At 42.8% G+C, this 22267-nt stretch carries 18 protein-coding genes and 2 pseudogenes; 9 read left to right on the top strand and 11 right to left on the bottom strand.

What is annotated here, in order from left to right:
- Positions 1-5: 5 nt before the first annotated feature.
- Positions 6-95 (top strand): annotated as a pseudogene (locus V7K45_RS30235) (carboxylating nicotinate-nucleotide diphosphorylase); the annotation flags it as partial.
- Positions 96-391: 296 nt separating this feature from the next.
- Here the strand turns inward: V7K45_RS30235 and V7K45_RS30240 are convergent.
- Both V7K45_RS30240 and V7K45_RS30245 read right to left on the bottom strand, forming a co-directional pair.
- Positions 392-766, bottom strand: coding sequence for a response regulator (locus V7K45_RS30240; protein ID WP_335009267.1), 375 nt, complete (start codon positions 764-766; stop codon positions 392-394).
- Positions 767-872: 106 nt separating this feature from the next.
- Entirely contained in the window at positions 873-2432 is a 1560-nt protein-coding gene (locus tag V7K45_RS30245) for an ATP-binding response regulator (RefSeq protein ID WP_335009269.1), read from the bottom strand.
- 182 nt (positions 2433-2614) lie between these two features.
- Here V7K45_RS30245 and V7K45_RS30250 point away from each other — a divergent pair, with 182 nt between their 5' ends.
- The 4 genes and pseudogenes from V7K45_RS30250 to V7K45_RS30265 all read left to right on the top strand — a co-directional run bounded on the left by V7K45_RS30250 (position 2615) and on the right by V7K45_RS30265 (position 5325).
- The gene (locus V7K45_RS30250; protein ID WP_335009271.1) at positions 2615-3067 is read left to right on the top strand and encodes a cupin domain-containing protein; all 453 of its coding nucleotides are present in this window, start codon (positions 2615-2617) and stop codon (positions 3065-3067) included.
- Between the two features lie 128 nt (positions 3068-3195).
- Positions 3196-3753: a hypothetical protein gene (locus V7K45_RS30255; RefSeq protein ID WP_335009273.1), complete on the top strand. Its 558-nt coding sequence runs from the start codon at positions 3196-3198 to the stop codon at positions 3751-3753.
- Between the two features lie 125 nt (positions 3754-3878).
- The gene (locus V7K45_RS30260) at positions 3879-4361 is read left to right on the top strand and encodes a hypothetical protein (RefSeq protein ID WP_335009275.1); all 483 of its coding nucleotides are present in this window, start codon (positions 3879-3881) and stop codon (positions 4359-4361) included.
- A gap of 229 nt (positions 4362-4590) precedes the next feature.
- A pseudogene (locus V7K45_RS30265) lies at positions 4591-5325 on the top strand (IS5 family transposase).
- 79 nt (positions 5326-5404) lie between these two features.
- Here the strand turns inward: V7K45_RS30265 and V7K45_RS30270 are convergent.
- The 3 genes from V7K45_RS30270 to uvrA form a co-directional block, all read right to left on the bottom strand.
- Complete coding sequence (locus V7K45_RS30270; protein WP_335009277.1) at positions 5405-5623, bottom strand: DUF4926 domain-containing protein; 219 nt, start codon at positions 5621-5623, stop codon at positions 5405-5407.
- A 17-nt stretch (positions 5624-5640) separates the two neighbouring features.
- On the bottom strand, positions 5641-5973 hold the full coding sequence (locus V7K45_RS30275) for a DUF6883 domain-containing protein (RefSeq protein ID WP_335009279.1): 333 nt from the start codon (positions 5971-5973) through the stop codon (positions 5641-5643).
- 75 nt (positions 5974-6048) lie between these two features.
- Complete coding sequence (gene uvrA, locus V7K45_RS30280) at positions 6049-8937, bottom strand: excinuclease ABC subunit UvrA (RefSeq protein ID WP_335009281.1); 2889 nt, start codon at positions 8935-8937, stop codon at positions 6049-6051.
- Positions 8938-9118: 181 nt separating this feature from the next.
- Between uvrA and V7K45_RS30285 the strand changes: the two genes are divergently transcribed.
- A complete protein-coding gene (locus tag V7K45_RS30285) occupies positions 9119-9865 on the top strand; it encodes a Uma2 family endonuclease (protein ID WP_335009283.1) in 747 nt (248 codons plus the stop codon).
- Between the two features lie 63 nt (positions 9866-9928).
- Positions 9929-10636 (top strand): Uma2 family endonuclease, encoded by a 708-nt coding sequence (locus V7K45_RS30290; RefSeq protein ID WP_335009285.1) that lies wholly within the window; start codon positions 9929-9931, stop codon positions 10634-10636.
- Positions 10637-10938: 302 nt separating this feature from the next.
- On the opposite strand, the gene V7K45_RS30295 is transcribed toward V7K45_RS30290, so the two are convergent.
- From V7K45_RS30295 to V7K45_RS30305, 3 genes are all read right to left on the bottom strand, one after another.
- Positions 10939-14805 carry an eIF2A-related protein gene (locus tag V7K45_RS30295; RefSeq protein ID WP_335009287.1) on the bottom strand — a complete coding sequence of 1289 codons (3867 nt, stop codon included), beginning with the start codon at positions 14803-14805 and terminating at the stop codon, positions 10939-10941.
- A gap of 88 nt (positions 14806-14893) precedes the next feature.
- Entirely contained in the window at positions 14894-15520 is a 627-nt protein-coding gene (locus V7K45_RS30300; RefSeq protein WP_335009289.1) for a type I restriction endonuclease, read from the bottom strand.
- A gap of 65 nt (positions 15521-15585) precedes the next feature.
- The gene (locus V7K45_RS30305) at positions 15586-17226 is read right to left on the bottom strand and encodes an AAA-like domain-containing protein (protein WP_335009291.1); all 1641 of its coding nucleotides are present in this window, start codon (positions 17224-17226) and stop codon (positions 15586-15588) included.
- A gap of 108 nt (positions 17227-17334) precedes the next feature.
- Between V7K45_RS30305 and V7K45_RS30310 the strand changes: the two genes are divergently transcribed.
- Entirely contained in the window at positions 17335-17712 is a 378-nt protein-coding gene (locus tag V7K45_RS30310; protein ID WP_335009293.1) for a hypothetical protein, read from the top strand.
- A gap of 106 nt (positions 17713-17818) precedes the next feature.
- On the opposite strand, the gene V7K45_RS30315 is transcribed toward V7K45_RS30310, so the two are convergent.
- Together V7K45_RS30315 and V7K45_RS30320 are read right to left on the bottom strand one after the other, a co-directional pair.
- Complete coding sequence (locus tag V7K45_RS30315; RefSeq protein WP_335009295.1) at positions 17819-18862, bottom strand: serine/threonine protein kinase; 1044 nt, start codon at positions 18860-18862, stop codon at positions 17819-17821.
- 128 nt (positions 18863-18990) lie between these two features.
- Positions 18991-19884 (bottom strand): alpha/beta fold hydrolase, encoded by an 894-nt coding sequence (locus tag V7K45_RS30320; protein ID WP_335009298.1) that lies wholly within the window; start codon positions 19882-19884, stop codon positions 18991-18993.
- Between the two features lie 171 nt (positions 19885-20055).
- Here V7K45_RS30320 and V7K45_RS30325 point away from each other — a divergent pair, with 171 nt between their 5' ends.
- Complete coding sequence (locus tag V7K45_RS30325) at positions 20056-21741, top strand: S-layer homology domain-containing protein (protein WP_335009300.1); 1686 nt, start codon at positions 20056-20058, stop codon at positions 21739-21741.
- Positions 21742-21751: 10 nt separating this feature from the next.
- Here V7K45_RS30325 and V7K45_RS30330 read toward each other — a convergent pair whose 3' ends face one another.
- Positions 21752-22189, bottom strand: a complete 438-nt coding sequence (locus V7K45_RS30330; protein WP_335009302.1) for a VOC family protein — start codon at positions 22187-22189, stop codon at positions 21752-21754.
- Between the last annotated feature and the right edge of the window lie 78 nt (positions 22190-22267).

The following is a 22267-nucleotide window of genomic DNA, read 5'->3' on the forward strand; positions in this document are numbered from 1 at the left end:
AATTTGTGAGCTATTCTGCTGTTTTGCCGCCAAGCCTAGTTTTAGATCCTCTGTTGCGTACCTGGTTGGTGGAGGATATTGGTCGGGGCGATCGCTTTCCCAGAGCCTAAATTATTTCTAAAGTATCTATAGACCAATACAGTTCAGTTAAGCTTTTTTCTCTCCCCCTGCCTCCCCTGCCTCCCCTGCTCCCCCTGCTTGCCTTAACAGATAAATTTGCTTAACTGAACCGTATTGATCTATAGACCAATTTCTTTGCGGCTCAATCTGACAGATGGTATCCAACGCCCAATCGTTTTGTACCCACTTTTGCCCACTTCTGTGTCAATGCGAATAAGAAAAGCAGTGACTATATTATATAGAGCAAAATTTGCTGTAACCACCCAAAAAATCAGTTCCAGCCCAATGCTTCACGGATTTGCGCTGCTAGTTTTAAGGGACGGAAAGGCTTGGCAAAGACAGCAGCTACATCTAAGCCAGTAAAGCTCTTTTGATCAGACTCCTGGACTTTGGCAGTTAGTAAAATTACTGGAATTGACTTAGTGATGGGATTAGCCTTCAATTGTTGCAGAGTGGCACGCCCATCCATATCAGGCATCATCATATCTAGTAAAATGACATCAAGCTTAGAGTTGGCAGCTAAATTTAACGCTTCCCGACCAGAACAAGCAGTTAATACGTTCCAACCAGCACCCATTTCTAATCCCAATTTTGCGATCGCCTGCACATCTTCTTCATCATCAACAATCAAAATATTTCTGCTCATATTGTCACTCTCGCATGATATGTGATGCTGATTAGCTTGATTAGTCTTCAGCTATTTTAGAATGCAATCGGGCAGAAGTAGGGGAGATTTGGGTAATTAAATGCTGTTATTGAGAGTCTGCTAAAGGTAACAGTACATAAAAGGTACTACCTTTGCCTAAAATGCTCTGAACCCAAATTTTACCATTATGTTGCTGTATGATATCTCGGCAAATAGCAAGTCCTAAACCTGTTCCTCCTTTGTTGCGGGAGTCAGATGCATCTACCTGCTGAAAACGCTCGAAGATTATTTGCAATTTATCTTCAGGAATTCCTCGCCCTTCATCTTGGATCGTAATTAAAAGGAAGTTGGATGATGAAGGCTGATTTTCTTTAGACTCAACGCCTCTGGATTCTGAGAGAGTGGCGCTTATCCACACAGTGCCAGCTGGTTCAGAAAACTTAATCGCGTTGCTCAGTAAATTGGTGAGGGTTTGCAGGAGGCGATCGGGATCTGCCCAAAGTTCTACTGCTACGGGATTTATAATTAGTCGAACTTGTAATTTATCTGCCATTGCTTGCATTGCTTCCGTTGCCGTAATTAGCAAGTCTGCGGCATTGCACTTCGCCTTGCGTGTGAAGATTTTGCCCGATTTCATCCGCTCTAAATCGAGAATATCGTTCACTAAACGAATCAGGCGTTCAGTATTAGTTGTGGCAATACTGAGGACTTTTTGTCCCTGTTCAGTTAGAGTTCCCAGTTGTCCTGAACTCAATAAATCTAATGCTCCCATTGTGGAAGTTAAAGGTGTACGCAATTCATGGCTGACTAAAGAGATAAATTCGTTTTCTAGGCGTTTGCGTTCGGTGATGTCATTGGCAATCAATAAAGCACATGGCACTCCACCTAGATCAATTAATTCGAGAGATATCAGTATGGTTTTGAGTTCTCCAGACTTAGTAGAAAATTCAAATTCTAGATTGTATAGTGACCCAGTTTCCGGCAGAAGCTGAATTGTTTGAGCGATCGCGACTGTACTTTTACCTAAATTAAGTTCTGTAGCAGTATCTCCAATTACTTCCTCTAGACAATAGCCGCTCATCTTTAAGAAGCTGGGATTAACATCAATAAAACGAGCTTCGGAAACTGTGGCGATCGCGATTGGGTTGGGACTAGAGCGAAAAACTTTAGCAAACTTCTCTTCTGCTTTGGCGCGTTCAGAAATTTCCTGCTGCAACCGCTCATTTTGGGCTTGGAGTTGTCGTTGCAGTTTCCAAATGGTCAAGTGATTTTCAATTCGTGCTAAGACCTCTTCTAGTTGGAAAGGCTTAGTGATGTAGTCCACCCCACCAACTGTAAAAGCTTTTACCTTATCTAGTACATCACCCAAAGCGCTGATAAAAATTACTGGAATTTCGCGGGTGCGATCGTTTGCCTTCAGATGTTGGCAGACTTCATAGCCATTCATCTCAGGCATATTCACATCCAGCAAAATTAGGTCGGGAGGAACTGCACTTGCTCCCCGTAAACCCGTAGAACCTTTAGTTACACTTCTAACTTTATATCCCTGTTCCGTCAACATGGCAGATAGGAGATTCAGGTTTTCTGGCGTGTCATCAATCACCAGTATGTCTGCTTTGGGGAAGTTGAGTGACTCTTTAGGCATGGAAATATCGACTTTAGCCACAATAGGCTACTAATTGTTTCTAGAGATTTTAACCTTAGTTCAATATCTTAATAATCAGTTACAAAGAAAATAGCAATTACCCATTTATCTACCCTAGTTCTCCCCGATTAATTTCTAATGTTAAAAACATCAAATCAAGTTTGTAAATCACTTACTAAATTACATAACAAGGAGTAACTTGTATGCAAAGTGCAACCATGCGTAAACCAACTATTCTTGCATCAGGGGAAGGTAATCAATTTTCAGTTATTGGTGCACAGTTCACAACAAAAGTAACCGGAGAAGAGACTAACCAAGCTTGGACAATTTATGAAATTACAGATACAGAGGAAAATGGTCCACCACTTCATACTCACCCTTGGGAAGAGGCGTTTTATATTCTAGAAGGTGAACTAGACATCCAAATTGGTACAGAAACAATTTTGGCATCACCAGGCTTTTTCATTAACATTCCTCACAATACACCACACGGCTTTAAGATTCGTTCTGCTACTGCGAAATTTCTGGTTTTAATTTCACCCAAGGGCGCGCAAAAGTTTTATGAAGAAATGGGTCAAGTAGCAGATAGTCCATCGCTAAATATGGAAAAAGTACAGCCTATTTTGAACAAATATGGATTGCAGTTTATTGCATGAAGTTTTCGTTTAGATGGATTTGGATGAACATTTGTGTGCCCCTATTCGGAAAGGCGATATAGAAACACGCAGAGTTCGCTTTGGAAATCGCTTTCGTTGATAAATAAATCTATTTCTACAAAAATGCTATGCACTCAATAACCAACAGGCAATTCTATTCCATACCGAAAACTGTCCGTTTTTTCGCTGCTACTGCCCTGAGTTTGGGTTTCACCGCTAGCCTTGTTTTTTACCCAAGCGCGAGTCAGGCGGGTAACGATACTGGAGTGCCTGCTGAACTCCAGGGCGAGTGGCGGTACGGTCGAATCTCGTCTATCCAATACCAAGACAGTTACACAGGGCAGTCAGCAGCCCCAAACGGCTCTAGCGACCAATTCCAACTTACATCTAATGGCAACTACAAGCGAAATAGACTGATTCAAATCAACACCTACAACTGTGCGTCTAACCTCTTCATAGAGGAAAAAGGCAAAGTTAAGATTGAGGCTCAACGCCTTACTTTTCAACCCAGCGACAGTACATCTAAAGGGCAAATCTGCAATAGCGGGCGCACCTACTCCAGCCGCAATACAGCAAAGCCTGAGACTTACCAATGGTCGATTGAGACGAATGATTATGGGCAGAAAGTTTTAGTACTTGAGACTGCCGATGGTAAAGGCCGCGCTCATTATGGACGACCTCAGTAAGCTAATGAGCATTCAATTTGCATAAAACCCAATACGCTGAGGTTAAGAATTTTTTCTCTCCCCTGCCTCCCCTAGTTCTACCCGATTGTTTTCTAATCTACAAAATATCGAACTGAGGTTATTCTATGATTCACCATATTTCAATTGCTGTTAGAAACCCTAGTCATGTTGCTAAAGTTCTGGGGGAAATCTTAAAAGCGCAAGCTGTTCCCTTTCCTCCTAATCCAGGAAGTTATATGGTTCTACCTTTTGATGAATACGGTACAGGTATTGAACTTTATCCTTTAGGTTCTCAAATAGAACCTGGTGAAGGTGATGAACAATGTGTATTTGTGCATACTGCTATTACTGCCAGGTATACAGATATTCATGCAGCAATCTCTGTACCCATTAGCCAGCAAGAAATTGAAAAAATTGGTGTGCGTGAAGGTTGGCGTGTAGTGCGCTGTAACCGCGATTCTTTCTTTGATGTGATTGAGTTCTGGGTGGAAAACAGGTTAATGATTGAATTGCTAACACCAGAAATGGCATCTCAATATTTGAAATTTGCTACCCAGCAAGAAAATCTGAAATATTTTTTGGCAGAACCAGCTTTAGCTACAAATTGAGAAATATTTATAGCAATCCTATTTTATTTGTAAGAATTGCAAACCGCAGATCCTCAACTTATCAAACAAGTTGGGGATTTTGTCGACTATAAGTCACTAAAAAATAAGTTGAGGCTGGGAAAGTTGTTTCATGTTGATGTAAGAGGTGATTCGTAAAGAAAATCTAAAGAGCTTTTAAGTGAGCTGGACTAGATTTTAATCTAGATCAGGTTGAATAGTTGTAGAAAATATGAGTAGTCTACCTGAGATTGCCAATCCCCAAAGGAAACCCTATGCCAGCGATCTGAGTGATGCAGAGTGGGAGGTATTGAAACCACTTGTACCCGCGCCTAAAGGGTTTGGTCATCCTGTAGAAGTGGATTTTCGTGAGATTCTCAATGCCATCTTTTACGTACAACGTACAGGATGCCAATGGGAAATGTTACCTCATGACCTCCCACCCTACACCACTGTGTATGGCTACTTTCAGAAATGGCAACGTAAAGGCATCTGGCAACAAATGCACGATCAGGTGCGCCAACAACTACGAAGGGAATTAGGTAGAGATGAGCATTCCACCGTTGCGATCGCTGACTCTCAGTCGGTGAAGACAACGGAAAAAAAGGGGAGGTCTACGGTTTTGATGGTGGCAAAAAGGTTAAAGGGCGTAAGCGCCATATAGTTGTAGACTCGCAAGGAAAAGTTGTCCCAATTAGAAGTTATTTGGGTAGACCAGGGGTACTCTGGTAAAAACTTTGCCAATGCAGTTCAGCAAGTCTGTGGTGAACGGGTGCGGGTGGAAGTAATTGAACGAACCTCACAGACCTTTGAACAGTTGCCCAAACGCTGGATTGTTGAGCGAACATTTGGATGGCTGAATCGATTTCGGCGGTTGAGTAAAGATTATGAAGTGTATTCAGAGGTAAGTGAAGCCATGATTTATGGTTCTTTGCTTCGTCTCATGGTTAGGCGATTGGCTATTTAATATTTACTTTACGAATCAGCTCTAAGTTTGTTTATTTGTGGGTGTTGAACTGACCTCAAAAATACCGTAGGGAGGGCAGTTAAACTAATAATGTTTTCCCACCAATTGGTTGATGATATAAAGTCATTAACTGGCTAGCATTTAAAGTTTCTACGGCATAAGCTTTTCCTGTTAAGTCACTGAATTCTACTTCAAAAACTCCAGGTTCATATTCTTCTAGAATCGTTCCTACTTGACCGCGATGCAATCCCAATTCTGGTAAGTCTTCTGTTAGGGCAACCACATCTAATAATTTCATTGGTATTACCTCATTTCTTAGATTACATAACAGGTGACTAGGCGGGGGAAGCCTTCATTATTACGCACTATCCAAACGCTTTGAATAATTGCTTGTTTATCTGAACGATTCAGGGGAAAATCAATGATATATTTTTGACCGTATGGATTCTTTTTACCAGGGATAGCATCATAATTTGCTACTGCTTGTAAAAGGATCGCTTGTAATTCTTCTGCATCATCTAAATTTAAGCCTAGTGCAGATTTAAATATACGGGCTTTGTGTTTTCCTTCTGGATGTTCGGGGTTGAGACAGTAACCCGCGATTTTATCTATTTCAACGATAGCGCATTCACGGTTAGGAAGTTTCATAATACGTTTGCTACAACCTTCTCCGCTTTTTTGACCTAGATATGCCCTGTATCTAATGTACCTACTTGGAAAAGACTAAGATTTCACCGCCGGATATTGTTTTAATACCTGCTGCAAATATTGCCCAGTATAAGACCTGGGATTTTTTGCAACTTCCTCCGGTGTACCCACAGCAATCAATTCTCCGCCTTTGTCGCCACCTTCTGGCCCCAAATCTATTACCCAGTCAGAACAACGAATTACATCTAAGTTGTGTTCAATTACTAAAATTGAATTACCTTTATCTACCAATCTTTGCAACACATCTAATAATTTATGGACATCGTAAAAAGATAACCCTGTTGTCGGTTCATCTATTAAATAAAGTGTCTTACCTGTAGCGCGTCGAGATAGTTCTGTTGCCAATTTTACCCGTTGCGCTTCCCCACCAGATAAGGTAGTCGCAGGTTGTCCTAGTTGGACATAACCCAACCCGACATCAAATAAAGTTTGCAAACGCGCGATCGCTTTGGGGATATTCTGGAAAAAGTCTAAGCTTTCCTCAACTGTCATTCTCAGTACATCAGAAATTGACTTATCTTTATACTTCACCTGTAACGTTTCGCGGTTGTATCTCGCACCTTTACAAATTTCACATTGCACGTAAACATCAGGGAGAAAGTTCATTTCAATCACATTCACACCCTGTCCGCTACAAGCTTCGCAACGTCCACCTTTAACGTTGAAGGAAAATTGTCCAGGTTTGTAACCCCTGGCCTTGGCTTCTACTGTTTGGGAAAATACATCCCGAACGGCATCGAAAATTCCTGTGTAAGTTGCAGGGTTGGAACGTGGTGTACGTCCAATGGGAGATTGATCGATAACGATCGCTTTATCAATCGCATTCAATCCCTGAATTTTATCCAAATGTCTCGGTAACGGAACTTTCTTAGTTAAATGATGTTGCAGAGATGGGTATAGTAATTCGTTAATCAGGGTAGATTTGCCAGAACCAGACACACCAGTGATGGAGACGAGTTTACCTAGCGGAATGTCTACATCTATATTTCTTAAATTGTTGCGATGGGCATTTTTAATTCCCAAACTGCGCCCATTTCCTTCTCGGCGTTCTGCTGGTGTGGTAATTACTCGCCTTCCTGATAAATATGCACCTGTCAAAGAATCTTCTGCTGCTAATAATGCCTGAAAATCACCTTGGGCGATAATATTTCCGCCGTGAATTCCTGCACCAGGGCCAATATCAACAATGTGATTGGCTGCGCGAATTGTTTCTTCATCGTGTTCAACGACAATTAATGTATTACCCAAATCGCGCAATTTCGTTAAGGTTTTGAGCAACCTGCCATTATCTCGTTGATGCAAACCAATACTCGGTTCATCTAAAACGTAGAGAACTCCCGTTAATCCAGAACCAATTTGCGTTGCTAGACGAATTCGTTGGGCTTCGCCACCGGAAAGGGTCATGGCTGGACGGTCAAGGGTGAGGTAATCTAAACCTACATCCAACAAAAATTGCAATCTAGCTTTGATTTCTCGCAGGACTAAATCAGCAATTTGTAACTGGCGATCGCTCAACTTAAATTGCTCAATTCTCTCCCGACAATCCCGAATTGATACGGTAGTCAATTCTAAAATTCCATATTGTCCCAACTTCACCGCCAAGGCTTCCGGTTTTAACCGTTTTCCCAGACAAACTTCACACGGTTGATCGATTAAATACTGCTCTAATTTTTGCTTAATTAATTCCGAACCACCTTCATACTGCCGTTGCAAAATTGGAATAGCACCTTTAAAACTCTGCTTCCTCCCCGCCTCTGCGGCTCGTTCATCTTTCTCTCCAAACAAAATAATTTGCTGCTGTTCTTCTGTCAGCTTGCTCCAATTTGTCTGTAATTCAAACCCATAAATCTGCCCGACGCTATAGAGTAATTCCAAGTAATAAGAATTATCTTTTTCTGACCAAGGCGCGATCGCAGCGTAAACTGGCGCTTCCCAGTCAGGTACTATCAAGTCTGGCGCAAATCTTCTTAAAGTCCCAATTCCGTGACAGTGGGGACAAGCACCATAAGGTGAGTTAAACGAAAACAATCGCGGTGATAGTTCCTCCATTACCGCGCCATGTTCTGGACAGGCAAAATTTTCCGAAAATACTAACTCTTCTTCTTTTTCTTGTCCGTCGTCACCAAGCAGACTCACCAGAATGGCTGCAATCCCACCTGATTGCTTGAGACACGTAGACAGGGAATCAACCAAACGCTCCTGAATATCAGCTTTTTTCACCAAGCGGTCAATTACCACTTCGATGGTGTGGGTAAAATTTTTATCCAATTCAATGGAATCTGATAGTTCACGGATCTCGCCATTGATCCGCACGCGGACAAAACCTTGAGAAGCCAGACTTGACAAAAGCTTCCGGTGTGTGCCTTTTTTCCCCCTGACAACGGGTGCAAGGATTTGGAAGCGGGTGCGATCTGGTAATTCCATGATGCGATCGCACATCTCATCGATTGTCTGGGGGGCAATACAGCGATCGCATATCGGACAATGGGGTTCGCCAGCCCGACCAAATAATAGCCGCAAATAGTCGTAAATCTCCGTCACCGTACCGACAGTGGAACGGGGGTTATGAGACGTTGACTTTTGGTCAATGGAAATTGCTGGACTTAAGCCTTCAATGGCTTCTACATCCGGCTTATCCAGTTGTCCTAAAAATTGCCTTGCGTAAGCGCTGAGGGATTCCACATAGCGACGTTGCCCTTCAGCGAAAATGGTATCAAAAGCTAAGGAAGACTTACCAGAACCAGAAACGCCAGTGAATACAATTAGGCGATCGCGTGGCAATTCCAAGTCAATATTTTTCAGATTATGCTGCCTAGCACCCCGAATCCGAATGGTATTCTGGCTGTTGTGGCTGGGGTACGGAAGATGTCCATTCAAGGATGCTGCTAGCTGTTGGTCTGACATATTGGGCGGCGAAGAAGGAGTTTCTTATGAAACAGTCCTTAATAATACTATCTTTAATTAGTTTATAGTAGAACAATCGTACTGTTTTAGTTAGTTCTCGTTCCAGATTCATGGCACAAATATCCTTAAGAGTTTGCTAATTTGGAAGCATCCCGATTTAAATCCTTCTGAGGGCGAAGCTATGGTATCGCAAATCCAACCGCCGACCCAGCCAGAGGTCATCTACCCAGATAGTGACGGACAACCAGTGGCAAATAATACCATACAGTTTGGCTGGATTGTAGAAATTAAGCAGAATTTAGATTGGCTATTTGCCGACGATCCAAATGTATTTGTCGCTGGAGATTTATTTTGGTATCCCGTAGAGGGACGTAACAAAATCGTTAACGCCCCAGATGTGATGGTGGTATTGGGCAGACCAAAAGGCGATCGCTTATGCTACCAACAATGGAAAGAGGAGGGAATTGCACCGCAAGTGGTGTTTGAAATTCTTTCTCCGAGCAACACCCAAACTGAAATGGACAAGAAATTACTTTTCTACGATCGCTATGGCGTGGAAGAGTATTACATTTACGATCCCGATCGCAATAATTTGCGTGGATGGTTGCGTAGCGAAGACGGTTTAGATGTCATCCCCCAAATGGAAGATTGGGTGAGTCCCCGTTTAAAAATTCGGTTTGCTTTATCAACAGAGGGCTTACAGTTATATCGCCCTGATGGAGAACGGTTTTTAACTTATACAGAAATTTCTCGCAACGCCGAGCAAGAAAGGCAACGGGCTGAACAAGAACGACAACGGGCGGAACTTGCAGAACAAGCCAGAAGAGATGCCATACCCCGATTATTGCAAATGAATTTGAGCATCGAACAGATTGCCCAAGCTTTGGGATTGTCAGTGGAAGAAGTGCGAACCCTTGCTCAGGATTAACGCCGTGTGCAATTTTTTAATCGGGTCATTAGAAATTGAATTTGTACTTGAGATATTCCGATCATGCTAGCCAATGCAGCCACTCATGATGTCACCTGGGAAAAGTTACCTGATGATTTTGTTTTAGACAACGAGCCAGTGGGTAACATTAATCAGCCACTCTTGGCTGCTGCTTTAACAGAAAGCTTAGAACTTGCTGGCAGATTACTCACCGATGCTTTAACCATCACTAATTACGGTATTTGTGCCACCTTAAATAATCGATTTGTCGTCAAAGCACCAGATTGGGGTTATGTATCATCTATTCGAGTCTCACGAGAAGAAGTGAAGCGCAGTTATACGCCACGACTTCAAGGTGATATTCCGGTAATTGTGATGGAATTTCTCTCAGATACCGAAGGTGGAGAGTATTCGAGTAAACCGACCTATCCCCCAGGTAAATGGTTTTATTATGAGCAGATTTTAAAAGTGCCAAACTATGCCATTTTTGAACCAGATAGCGGAGTGTTAGAAGTTTATCGGCGAGATGATTTAGGAAATTATGAACTGCAAACACCAGATGCAAATAATCGTCACTGGATTGCCGAAATGAATTTGTTTTTAGGCGTATGGCAAGGAAGCCGAGAAAACCGCACAGGTTATTGGTTACGTTGGTGGGATGACAACGGCGAATTATTACTGTGGGGTTTGGAGTTAGCAGCAAAAGAACGCCAGCGTGCAGAGAAATTAGCAGCCCAGTTAAAAGCGCTGGGAGTCGAACCTGAGGTTTAACTCGGAACTTCAACCTTTTTGCTCGGTTATTTGTGTTCAGAACTCGGAACTTCAACCTTTTTGCTCGGTCATTGGTGTTCAGAACTCGGAACTTCGACCTTTTTACTCGGCCGTTTGTGTTCGGAACTCGGAACTTCGACCTTTTTACTCGGCCGTTTGTGTTCGGAACTCGGAAGTTTGACCTTTTTGCTCGGTCATTGGTGTTCGGAACTTGAAACACCGAGTTAAGAACTGCGATCGCATTTCTTTTTTACCGAGCGATAGCTATTTTTGAATATTAACTCCCTCATCCTCCTTATCTCCTACTGCCTTGGACACACCTTAACCGCATCAGGATGGCTAATCAAATAACTCTTAAGCCAACTGCAACCCTGTGCTAATAAATCATCAAGATTCAGATTCCACAATTTGATTGTCTTGTCAGCACTGGCGGAAGCTAAAGTTTTGCCATCCGGGCTGAAAACCACGCTGTTGACTGAATCCTTATGCCCACTCAGAGTTGTAATTTCTTTGCCTGTGTCGAGATTCCACAATTTGATGGTTTTGTCACGACTGGCGGAAGCTAAAGTTTTGCCATCCGGGCTGAAAACCACGCTGTTGACCCAATTGCTATGCCCACTCAGAGTAGTAATTTCTTTACGCGTGTTGAGATTCCACAATTTGATGGTGTTGTCACCACTGGCAGAAGCTAAAGTTTTACCATCCGGGCTGAAGACGACGCTCTTGACCGAATCGCTATGCCCACTCAGAGTGGTAATTTCTTTGCGCGTGTCGAGATTCCACAATTTGATGGTGTTGTCACCACTGGCAGAAGCTAAAGTTTTACCATCCGGGCTAAAGACGACGCTCTTGACCGAATCGCTATGCCCACTCAGAGTGGTAATTTCTTTGCGCGTGTCGAGATTCCACAATTTGATGGTGTTATCAAAACTTGCGGAAGCTAAAGTTTTGCCATCCGGACTGAAGACAACACTGTTGACTGAATCCTTATGCCCACTCAGAGTGGTAATTTCTTTGCGCGTGTCGAGATTCCACAATGTGATGGTGTTATAAGCACTGGCGGAAGCTAAAGTTTTGCCATCCGGGCTGAAGATGACACTGTTGACCCAATTGCTATGTCCACTCAGAATGGTAATTTCTTTGCCTGTGTCGAGATTCCACAATTTGATCGTCTTGTCACGACTTGCGGAAGCTAAAGTTTTGCCATTCGGGCTGAAGACGACGCTGTTGACCGAATCGCTATGCCCACTTAGAGTGGTAATTTCTTTGCGCGTGTCGAGACTCCACAATTTGATCGTCTTGTCACGACTTGCGGAAGCTAAAGTTTTGCCATTCGGGCTGAAGACGACGCTCTTGACCGAATCGCTATGCCCACTTAGAGTGGTAATTTCTTTGCGCGTGTCGAGATTCCACAATTTGATCGTGTTGTCAAAACTTGCAGAAGCTAAAGTTTTGCCATTCGGGCTGAAGACGACGCTCTTGACCGAATCGCTATGCCCACTTAGAGTGGTAATTTCTTTGCGCGTGTCGAGACTCCACAATTTGATCGTCTTGTCACCACTGGCGGAAGCTAAAGTTTTGCCATCCGGGCTAAAGACGACGCTGTAGACCGAATCGCTATGCCCACTCAGAGTGGTAATTTCTTTGCGCGTGTCGAGACTCCACAATTTGATGGTGTTGTCAAAACTTGCAGAAGCTAAAGTTTTGCCATTCGGGCTGAAGACTACGCTGTAAACCGAATTACTATGTCCACTCAGAGTGGTAATTTCTCTACCAGTGTCTAGATTCCACAATTTGATCGTGTTGTCAAAACTTGCAGAAGCTAAAGTTTTGCCATCCGGGCTGAAGACGACGCTGTAGACCGAATTGCTATGCCCACTCAGAGTGGTAATTTCTTTGCGCGTGTCGAGATTCCACAATTTGATGGTGTTGTCAGTACTGGCGGAAGCTAAAGTTTTACCATCCGGGCTAAAGACGACGCTGTTGACCCAATTGCTATGCCCACTCAGGGTGGTAATTTTTTTGCCAGTGTCGAGATTCCACAATTTGATGGTGTTGTCAGTACTGGCGGAAGCTAAAGTTTTGCCATCTGGACTAAAGACGACGCTGTTGACCGAATCACTATGCCCTTCAAGACGATTTTGTTCACGAATATTAGATAAAATTCTCTGTAAACTAAACAAAGGGCCGTAGACTGGATAGCCTGCTAAAGATTGTTTATCCTTAACCAAAGCTTTCAATGTTCCTGCCGTCTGCATTGCTAATAGCAGACCATCTATTTCGCTTGAATCAAATAGTCGCAACGCATTTGCTCCCTCTTGTTCCAATCGCGTAGCTATTAAAGCAATTTTTCGGGCTGCTTCTGCCTTTTTTAGTTCCTTCACAGAAGTTTTACGGGCATTAACTGCCTCTCGCCGTTGTTGAATTGCTTGGTTTGCCCGTACTTCAGCTTGACTAGCATTTGCGCTAGCTGCTGCCACTTTGTTTTGGGCTAGTTTCAGGTTTTGCTGTGCCTGATTCACTTTGTTATTTGCAACATTCAGACTTGAAGTTGCGTTAGTAAGATTCCGTTTTGCCTGTGCCGCCTGTTCTGATATCTTTTGATTGACACGTGATATTTTGGCATTGTCTGTCGAGATCCGCTGATTATCTTTCTTGGTTGCTTTAGTTTCTCTGTTCGCCTGATTTAATTCGGTTTGGGCATTATCTCTTTCTGCCTTTGCTGTTCCTGCTTCTCCCAATTGATATTGAGCAAATATTAATGACCCAAATGCCCCCAGCACAGTCAGTCCTAACACCACAGAACCAATGCGAATCCGTTGATTAGCTTTGTGGTTTGCCTCTGCTAATAACTGCCTTGCCTGTTCCTCTGCCTCCAGCCGTTTCTGCACATCACGCTTTTCTAACTCTTGGCTAGCAGCTAAAAACTGATAGTCCAAATCACTTAAACTTTTGCCGACTGCCCATTCTTGAGCATCGTGCAAAGTCTTTCCCCGCAACAAGCGCGACTCATCTTGACGTTCCGACTCAGCCCAGGCATTAAATGTATCGGAGTAGGGGCGCAAGTTTGCTAAAATCTTTTCGCACCATTCCTGCTTAAACACCTCTGCATAAATTCGGTTATAAATTCGCAGCTTCCCCTCCCGCTTCACCACCAAACCCGTCAGCCGCAGTTCCGTTTGTTCAGGACTATCATCAGCTACTATCTCTCCCTGCTGCAAAATCTGCTGATACAACCCCAACAATCGCCCAGTCCTCTTTTCCCCACTCCGCATGATTCTGTCTCGAATCGTCTTCAAATGCTCCGGCTCATCTTGCGTCTCCCAATTCTCAATAATCCCCTCGCGTACCAAGTCTTCCACCCAGTCCGCATCCTCTAGTCCCCAATTCTTAGTCTCCAGTCCCCCTTGCACCAGTAACTTACAAACTTTTTGCGTCAAAAACGGCTGTCCTCCTGTCCAGTCCAGCACCACTTGCATCAACTCTTGAGAATCACCCACTTCTGCCAATCCCTGTGCCAAGGGTTGCGCCTCTGGGAGTTGAAAGCCAGTTAAATCAATTGCCTGTCCAATATTAAAAGGTGTTCGGCATTTGTCTTGAATCAAATCTGAAGGCGTAGATACTCCAATCAAAGCAAAGGTAAGGCGATTATATTCAGGATGGTCTGCTCGTCGGTTGTAGCAATCGCGGATAACGGCAAAAAAGTCATCCAAGTTGAATGAAAGACTTAAAATGCTATCAATTTCATCAATAAAAATAACAATCTTTTCAGTAATTGTTTGAAGTAAAATTGTTTCAATAAACTTGCTCAAGCGCTGTACTGGTGACAGCAACCCGTTATCAGTCCACCAAGTATCTAAATCAAAAGTTGTATAAATATTCAAACTTCCCACCAGAGTATCAATCACCCCGGCATACCACTGTTCTGGCGTAATATCTGCCGTCCCAATAGCTGTAATATCAACAACAGCACAAGCAAATCCCTCAATTTGCAAACGCTGCATTACCTGCACCCGCAAGCTAGATTTTCCCATCTGGCGGGAATTGAGTACATAACAAAAATCCCCAGCTTTCAAGCCTTCATAGAGGTCATGGTCAGCTTGCCGTCTAACATAAGTTGGTGCATTTTGAGGCAGACTACCACCGACTTGATATTGGTACTGGGTCATAAACAATTAAAAATTAAAAATTAAAAATTAAAAATTAAAAATTAAAAATTATGAAATACAAATTTGGTAGGGTATGTTAGCACGGAGACTACGAATTACAGACTAAATAAGCTAGACGTTTTAACACTTTTACCACAGTATCTAGGTCATCTCCACGATTGAGCGACAGTGTGTAAGATAATGCATATTTTGGTGTACCTTGTTTCGTCAACTTAATAAATTGAAATTCTCGACCATTGGTTACAAAACCAAATGTAGGTTTATCATTACCAGGATTAGCCAACATATAAGCTAATGCTTGAGAAATTGCTACCTCCAAAGAATATTCTGCTCGTTTCGCCTCAACAACGAGAACCCAAAATGGAGGATGAAACACCAAAATATCAATACGTCCTCTAATAATTGTGCCTTCGTCTTCAGAAGAAATTCTGACCTCTTCTTCCGACGCGATGTAAAAAGGCGGTTGATAAAAACCTGCTAGACGCAATATCGGAGATAGCACCACCATTTTGACTACAGGTTCCAAAATTTGGTAGCGGGATAAATGCAAATATTCTGCTTTGACTTCGTTGAGAGATTGCTTTTCTAAATCACTCAACTCAGGTAAATCTTGCTGCCACTCTAAAAAAAACTGTTCATTGTCTGCACGTTGTAGCCCAAATTTATCGATGAGTTGGGCTAAGGTTACATCTCTTCCTTGAATAACTTGAACCATTGTTAATCCTTTTTGTTAAATGGTAATTGCAAATAAAAGTCTTATTGCACTCCTAATCTACTTTTTTAATTTTTAATTCCCAAGCGATCGCAAAAATATTGACGGTACAATTCACACAGTGGCACTACTTGATTACCTTGAAACTTAACTAACCCCATACTGCGGAGTTTAAATGCTTCAGTTGTGCCTACATCCACGGCGTGATTTACTATCATCGCTTGTTTGACCGCAGCTAGCAATTCTACATCCTCTTGCAAGTTCAGCCAATGGCGGCGCAGATGGTCACTGTAAGGCCCTTCCTCGGTTGCCGCGATTTTTTGTAGATTTTCCAGCGTCATCCTGCCACGGGCAATTTCATAAAGCGCTACCCGCACTAAATAAGGATGACCACCCACGAGTGTCATTAATTCTTCAATTTGTGAGTCAGGCCAATTGAGTCCGTGACGCTGTACTAAGTCTTGTACTTGTATTTGATTTAGGTCTGGTAATTCAATGGGTAAGCCCACATTAAAAGGCGACTGATTTATATTGAGCGGAATATAAACTTCCTTAGAATGCACAATCACCAACCGGAGATTTTTCCAAATTGTTTCATTCTTTGACCGCTCATGCCAAGCTCGTAGTAATCCAAAAAAATCAGCCGCAATCTTGGGATGTTTGAAGACTTCATCGACTTCATCCAAACCCAAAACTACGGGGTTATTAATCGCAGGTAATAAATACCGTTGAAAATAATTTGTACATTTATTCTTACTACCTAAAACACCCTTCCAATACTCATCTAACTTATCGGGTAGATTCAGTTCGTAGGTAATGCTGGCACAGAACCACTGCAAAAATTGATCTAAATTAGCGAGAAATTCTGCATCGGCTGACTGGAAATTGACAGGTGCAGTCTGATAGCCATGTTGACTAGCATGATGAAGAACCCGCGACATAAGGGAAGTTTTGCCCATCTGCCGGGGAGCTTTGATGCGAATTAAGGCCCCTGGTTGGAGAATTGCTTCATAACAGTCTACCTCAATAGGCGATCGCTCCACATAGAATGCAGATTTTAGAGATACCTGCCCTTCTGGATTTTCTAAGGAGACTGCTGGTTTTATCTCGGTATCTGAAATAATTTCGTTAGCAGAGATAGCATTTTGAAGATTGTTCCGACTTTTCAGCACTGGGGTGGAAGATTCTGGAATACTTTCTAAATCAATAGCGCTACAGCCAAACTCGTAGGCATCCTCATAAGACCTATCAGCGCCCAGTGCATCATAAAAGCCTACCGCGAATTTAATTGCGGCGCGATCGCCAATTGCCCGATTCATCCCAACTACGCAATTAATGTGTTGGTAAATAGCCTCAGCTTGCACCTCGCTATAGCAAGCATTTAACAATATACACTCAACTTTGTCTTTAAATAACTTAAATAACCTTGCCAGTGACTCTGTACTCACCAGCTGCATTTCCCCCGTAATATTTTCCAAGGCTAAACCTTGATTTCCTCCACCATGTCCAGAAAAATGGATGATATGAGGATTATGATCTAAAAGCGCACGCCGCAAATCGTCAGGACGCACCGCCCATTTAGTAATCAGTTCAAACTTATCTCGGCTGCGAGAGCGTTGCAACCCTTCCTGAATTTCCCTTACTTCCTCGTCCAAGCGAAGTTTATCTGTTGTCGTGGGATTAGCTGACACAATCAGGATTTTTTTCACAGCGCTATCAACTATTGAATGCAGGCTTCTGGCTTAGATGTAGTTTACTACAGCAGATAACTACACAATTACTGATAGTGCATTACCGTTAACGAGTATTTGAACTGGATGAATCCACCTTTTATCTCCGTTAACGAGTATTTGAACTGGATAAATCCACCTTTTATCTCCGTTGGCGAGTATTTGAACTGGATAAATCCACCTTTTATCTCCGTTAACGAGTATTTGAACTGGATGAATCCACCTTTTATCTCCGTTGACGAGTATTTGAACTGGATGAATCCACCTTTTATCTCCGTTGGCGAGTATTTGAACTGGATGAATCCACCTTTTATCTCCGTTAACGAGTATCCGAACTGGATTCATCCACCTTTGAACTCCGTTGACGAGTATTTGAACTGGATGAATCCACCTCTGAACTCCGTTGACGAGTATTTGATACTCATGCAAATTCCAGCAATTTTCACAAGCGTGGAATATACATAATTTTAGGGGCACAATATATTGTGCCCCTACGCGTGTAGTCTATTCAATTGAAAACCACTGTAATCCTTAGCCAGATGCAACCTAATTAATCTTAATTTCCGATTTTTTATTGGCAACCTGAGCTTAAATCAAAACTTTGACATTCTCTAGCTTCCAACAATTGCCTAACCGTATTACCAGGCTGATAACTTATCAAAGTTCCCGCAACCGCAGCCAGTGTAACAACAGTAGCTAGTCCCAACAAAGCAGCTCGTTTTCTAGGTTTGATTGTACTGATGAAATTATCTATCCCAGTCGCACTACCAACAACCTCAATTGTCTCAAGTGCTTTTAAAGCAATAGCCGCATTAGCATAGCGGCGTTTTCGGTTACGTTCCACCATTTTAATCAACCACCGCCGGAAACGCGGACTGATTTGAGGAACTAATTGCTCGAAATTAAAGCGATAGTTATCATCAATTAATTTGCCAATCTCAACAGAACGGGTATTAGTAAGTAAGCAAATTAGTGTTGCTCCTAAACTATATAAATCTGATGCCTCAGTCAGAGAATGACCAAACTGCTCCTCTGGTGGCATAAAACCTGGAGTTCCGGCTATAAAGCTGCTCAGAGCTACTTTTGCACCCTGTATTCTAGCCAAACCAAAATCAACCAGGTAAGCATTTAGTTCTTCATCAACCAAAATATTCTCTGGTTTAATATCCCGATGAATAATTGGGGAAACTTGCTTTTGCAGATAAACCAAAATTTCTAAGATTGACAGAGCCATTTGCTTAATTTCTTCAGGATGAAAGCTACGTTTTAATCCCAATGATGGAGCATCTTTATATTCCTGAACCAGATAAAAAGCCCCCGGCATTTCAAAGGAATCTAGATAACGAGGAATGCGGGGATGATTGAGTTGTTGCAAGATTTCAATTTCGCGCTGATATGCTTTCACACCTGATAAATCTGCACCTGCACGAGCAAAACAAAACTCTTTAATTACCACCAACTGATTAGATTTGAAAACATTAGCTAGATAAGTAATCCTTCCCCCTTCTCGGTTACGTCCTAGTTCGCTGATGACTTGATAGCCAAGTTCTGAAAAATCTGGATGGTGATTTAAGGGAATTACCCTTTTATCTCCATTACGCACATCAAGCTCCATTTATTCACACACCATACGAGTTTGATTATGTCAAGGCGCAATTAAAAGATTAAGATCCACTCACCCAGATTGTTAGCCTCATTTTTACGTTGCTTGGGCTAATACATATCGGCAGAAAGGCGAAATTATTACCTTTGCGCTAGCCAATCGACAATCTGGGCATTGACAACATCTGGAACCTCATCGTGAGGACAATGACCGGCATTGGGAATGGGAACAATTTTGATTTCTTGGCCATTCTCCCGCGCCTTTTCGTAAATCTTGGCCCCGGTAATTGGTGTCCAAGGATCGTCAGCACCCCAAATTACTAATAAGGGACGTTCGACTTTAGGCAAAAGTTCCTCTGGGCTTGGGCCAGGAGGGGCTGTAAGAATAGATGCAAAGACTTGTTGCGCTCCTGGGTCGCAAGAGGGAGTATAAAGTAAATCGACCAATTCATCGGTGACGGCTTCACGGTTCCGGTAAACTTGGTAGAGGGTGCGGCGAATTTGGGCTTTTTGGCGGATGCGATTATAGACAAAATTACCTGTAATTGGCGATCGCACAAAGCGATTAAAAGCTCCCATCACCATCCGTAGCGGCGGGTTCAATTCGTGGGGACGATGACTCAACCCACCCGCAGAGTTAATTAAAATACCACCAGCAGCAATTTCTGGATGTTCTACCAGTACAATCAAGCTCAAAAGTGCGCCGATAGAGTTGCCAATAAATACAGCTGGTTCTTGGATGTGTGCTGTGCAAAAATCTTTCAACAGTTCCACCCAAACTTCCACACTGTAATCAATAGGCGCTTTATCGGAACCACCAAAACCCAAAAGGTCTATGGCAAATACCTGGTAGCCAGCATCAGCTAAAACTGGGATATTTTTGCGCCAGTGTCCAATGGAAGCACCGAAGCCGTGAACTAATACCAAAGGGCGTCCTGTACCCATGACAGTGTACTGAATTTTGTAGCCCTGCCAATTCCAAATGAATTTTTCAAAGGCGTCTTGGGTTGCAAGCTGTTGTGTAGTTACAGTCATTAATAAGATTCATAAAGTGTTTCTTTAATATAGTAATGTTCTCTGACCTCATGACTCCTCACTCAGCAATGATTTAGATGTTATTTCCATCCACCTCAAGGGATTAATAAGTCAAGGGATACCAAATACCCCTGTGCCTTTTTAGACGAATGGTAGTGTGAGATGAAATACATGAATCAAAGTTACTTGGCTCAAATGAGCAAGTTTGTTCTGGCTGCAACCTCTGTGGCAATATTTTCGCCAATAGCTTCTGCATCTGCAACTTTAGGATTCTCTACCAGCGTCGCCCAAATATCTGATAATTCTACAAATCAACAACTTTTAGCCGATAAGAAAGTAGAAACAAGGAGTCGTACTACTACTATTGAGCGGCAAACTATCACCACAGAAAGCCGCACTAGTACTGTTTCTGCAAAAGGAAAAAAAACAGGTTTTAGCCTTGCCATTTGGCAACCAACTGGTAATTTTTCAGAAGTGATTGCTCGCATTTCTGTCAAGAGTAAAGGTGGCAAGGGCTATTTAAAAGAGCGGTTTTTGGGTGATTATAAGTACAAAATTAAGCAAATAGCAAAATTTGCTAAGGGGTTAAAAGCTAGCGATCGCATCGTCGTGCGATTGTATGATGTTCAAAACCGCTTTATTGGCTATAGCGAATTTGAATGTTTGTCTGCAAACACCACAGTTAACCTGGTTTTGTCAGCCAAACCTACAGAATACCAAGTCGTTCGCACTGTTTATGGTATTGATGCTAACCAAGACGGTACTATTGACGCAGGTACTACCACCTACGACTACTTCACCCAAGTCAGCGACCAACGTGTTAGTTTCCTCAGCAGTTCCCAAACTTTCCAAGGTAGTCAGTTCCAAGTAGAAGGTTTGTCAAAAATTGCAGCAACCAGCGTTTATCCCACCTCTTTCACTCAGGGTGAGTATGCTTTAGTGCGTCAGTCGTTCGTGAGCGTCTTTAGTTCTGACTTGGCAGAGGCTTTGCAAGCTACTCCAGGTAGTTTGGTGCAGGTGATTGAAGTCAGCGATAACTCTAGCTATGATGTCAGCCAAATGCTGATGAATTATCGCCAAGTCGGGATGTCTCGCACTCTCCAGGTTGGGTTTTCTGATATTTCCACAGACTACTGGGCTAAAGATTTTATTGCCGAGTTGGCCTCAATGGAAATTCTTGAAGGTTTTCCTGATGGGACTTTCCGCCCGGATGCACCAGTAACTCGTGCCCAATTTGCGGCAATGTTGCGGAAAGCGTTTAGCAAAGGGAAAATTCGTCGAGCGATCGCATTTAAAGATGTCTCAACTCAATATTGGGCTTACAATGCCATCAGCGAAGTTTATCAAATGGGCTTTTTAAACGCTGTTATTGGCAAAGATTTTAACCCCAGCCAAAGCCTTTCTCGCCTTGATATTTTGGTAGCTTTAGCGCGGGGATTAAATTATCAAAGCAGTGGTTCTACAGACACAATCTTATCTGTTTACAGCGATGCAACTACTATTCGTAGTGAATATCGCAGTCTAATTGCAGCCTTGACACAACGCGGTATAGTAGTCAACTATCCCAATGTGAACTTGCTTAATGCTGAACGGGTAGCAACCAGGTCTGAAGTATCTGCTTTGTTATACCAAGCCCTGTCTAGCACTGGACAAGTAGCAAACATTTCCTCGCAGTATGTCGTTGGACAACAACAAGTTGCAGTTGAGGAGCAGACTGAAACTTCAACGGAGGGCGTAAAACCGCGTCGCCATTGCAACCAAGGAATTGGTAATGGTGCTGAGGGCTGTGACCCTGGCAATTCCCATCCTCACGGTGGCAGTAACGATGAAGGTGGACGCACCCCTGGTAACAAGTAACACTATTTTTTTAAGAGACGCGATTAATTGCGTCTCTAGCTTGCTCAACTGTAAAACTAATTTCCTGACCATAGGAAATTTCCAGTGTATGACCATCTGGGTCTTGAAGATAAGCCCAGTAACCAACCGGATGGCCCCAGTCATTTGGCCCATCCAGCAGTATTCCCTCAGCGCGTGCCTCATTGCACAGGCGATCGATTTCCCCGCGATTCTGATAAGCTACCCCAAGATGGGATTGTGGTAATAGTGCGCCTTCTACTTTAGGTACTTTAATTAGGACAATCACAAAAGGTCTAGTCAAGTCACTAATCCAAGCAACATCTGATTGAGTTGCTCGATCGATGCGATGATGCACGACTGTCATCTGGGCATACTTTGCATAAAATGAGATGCTTGCATCAACATCACTAACTGCAAGTGCAATGTGAGTAAAACCAATATCAGACATAAAAAAACTCCGTGTGTAAGCTTGGCGTGACGAATGTAAGTATTGGCATCAGTGCTTACTAAGAAAAGCTGACACGAT

Origin of the sequence: Nostoc sp. (assembly GCF_036917375.1) — a bacterium.
GTDB lineage: Bacteria > Cyanobacteriota > Cyanobacteriia > Cyanobacteriales > Nostocaceae > Nostoc.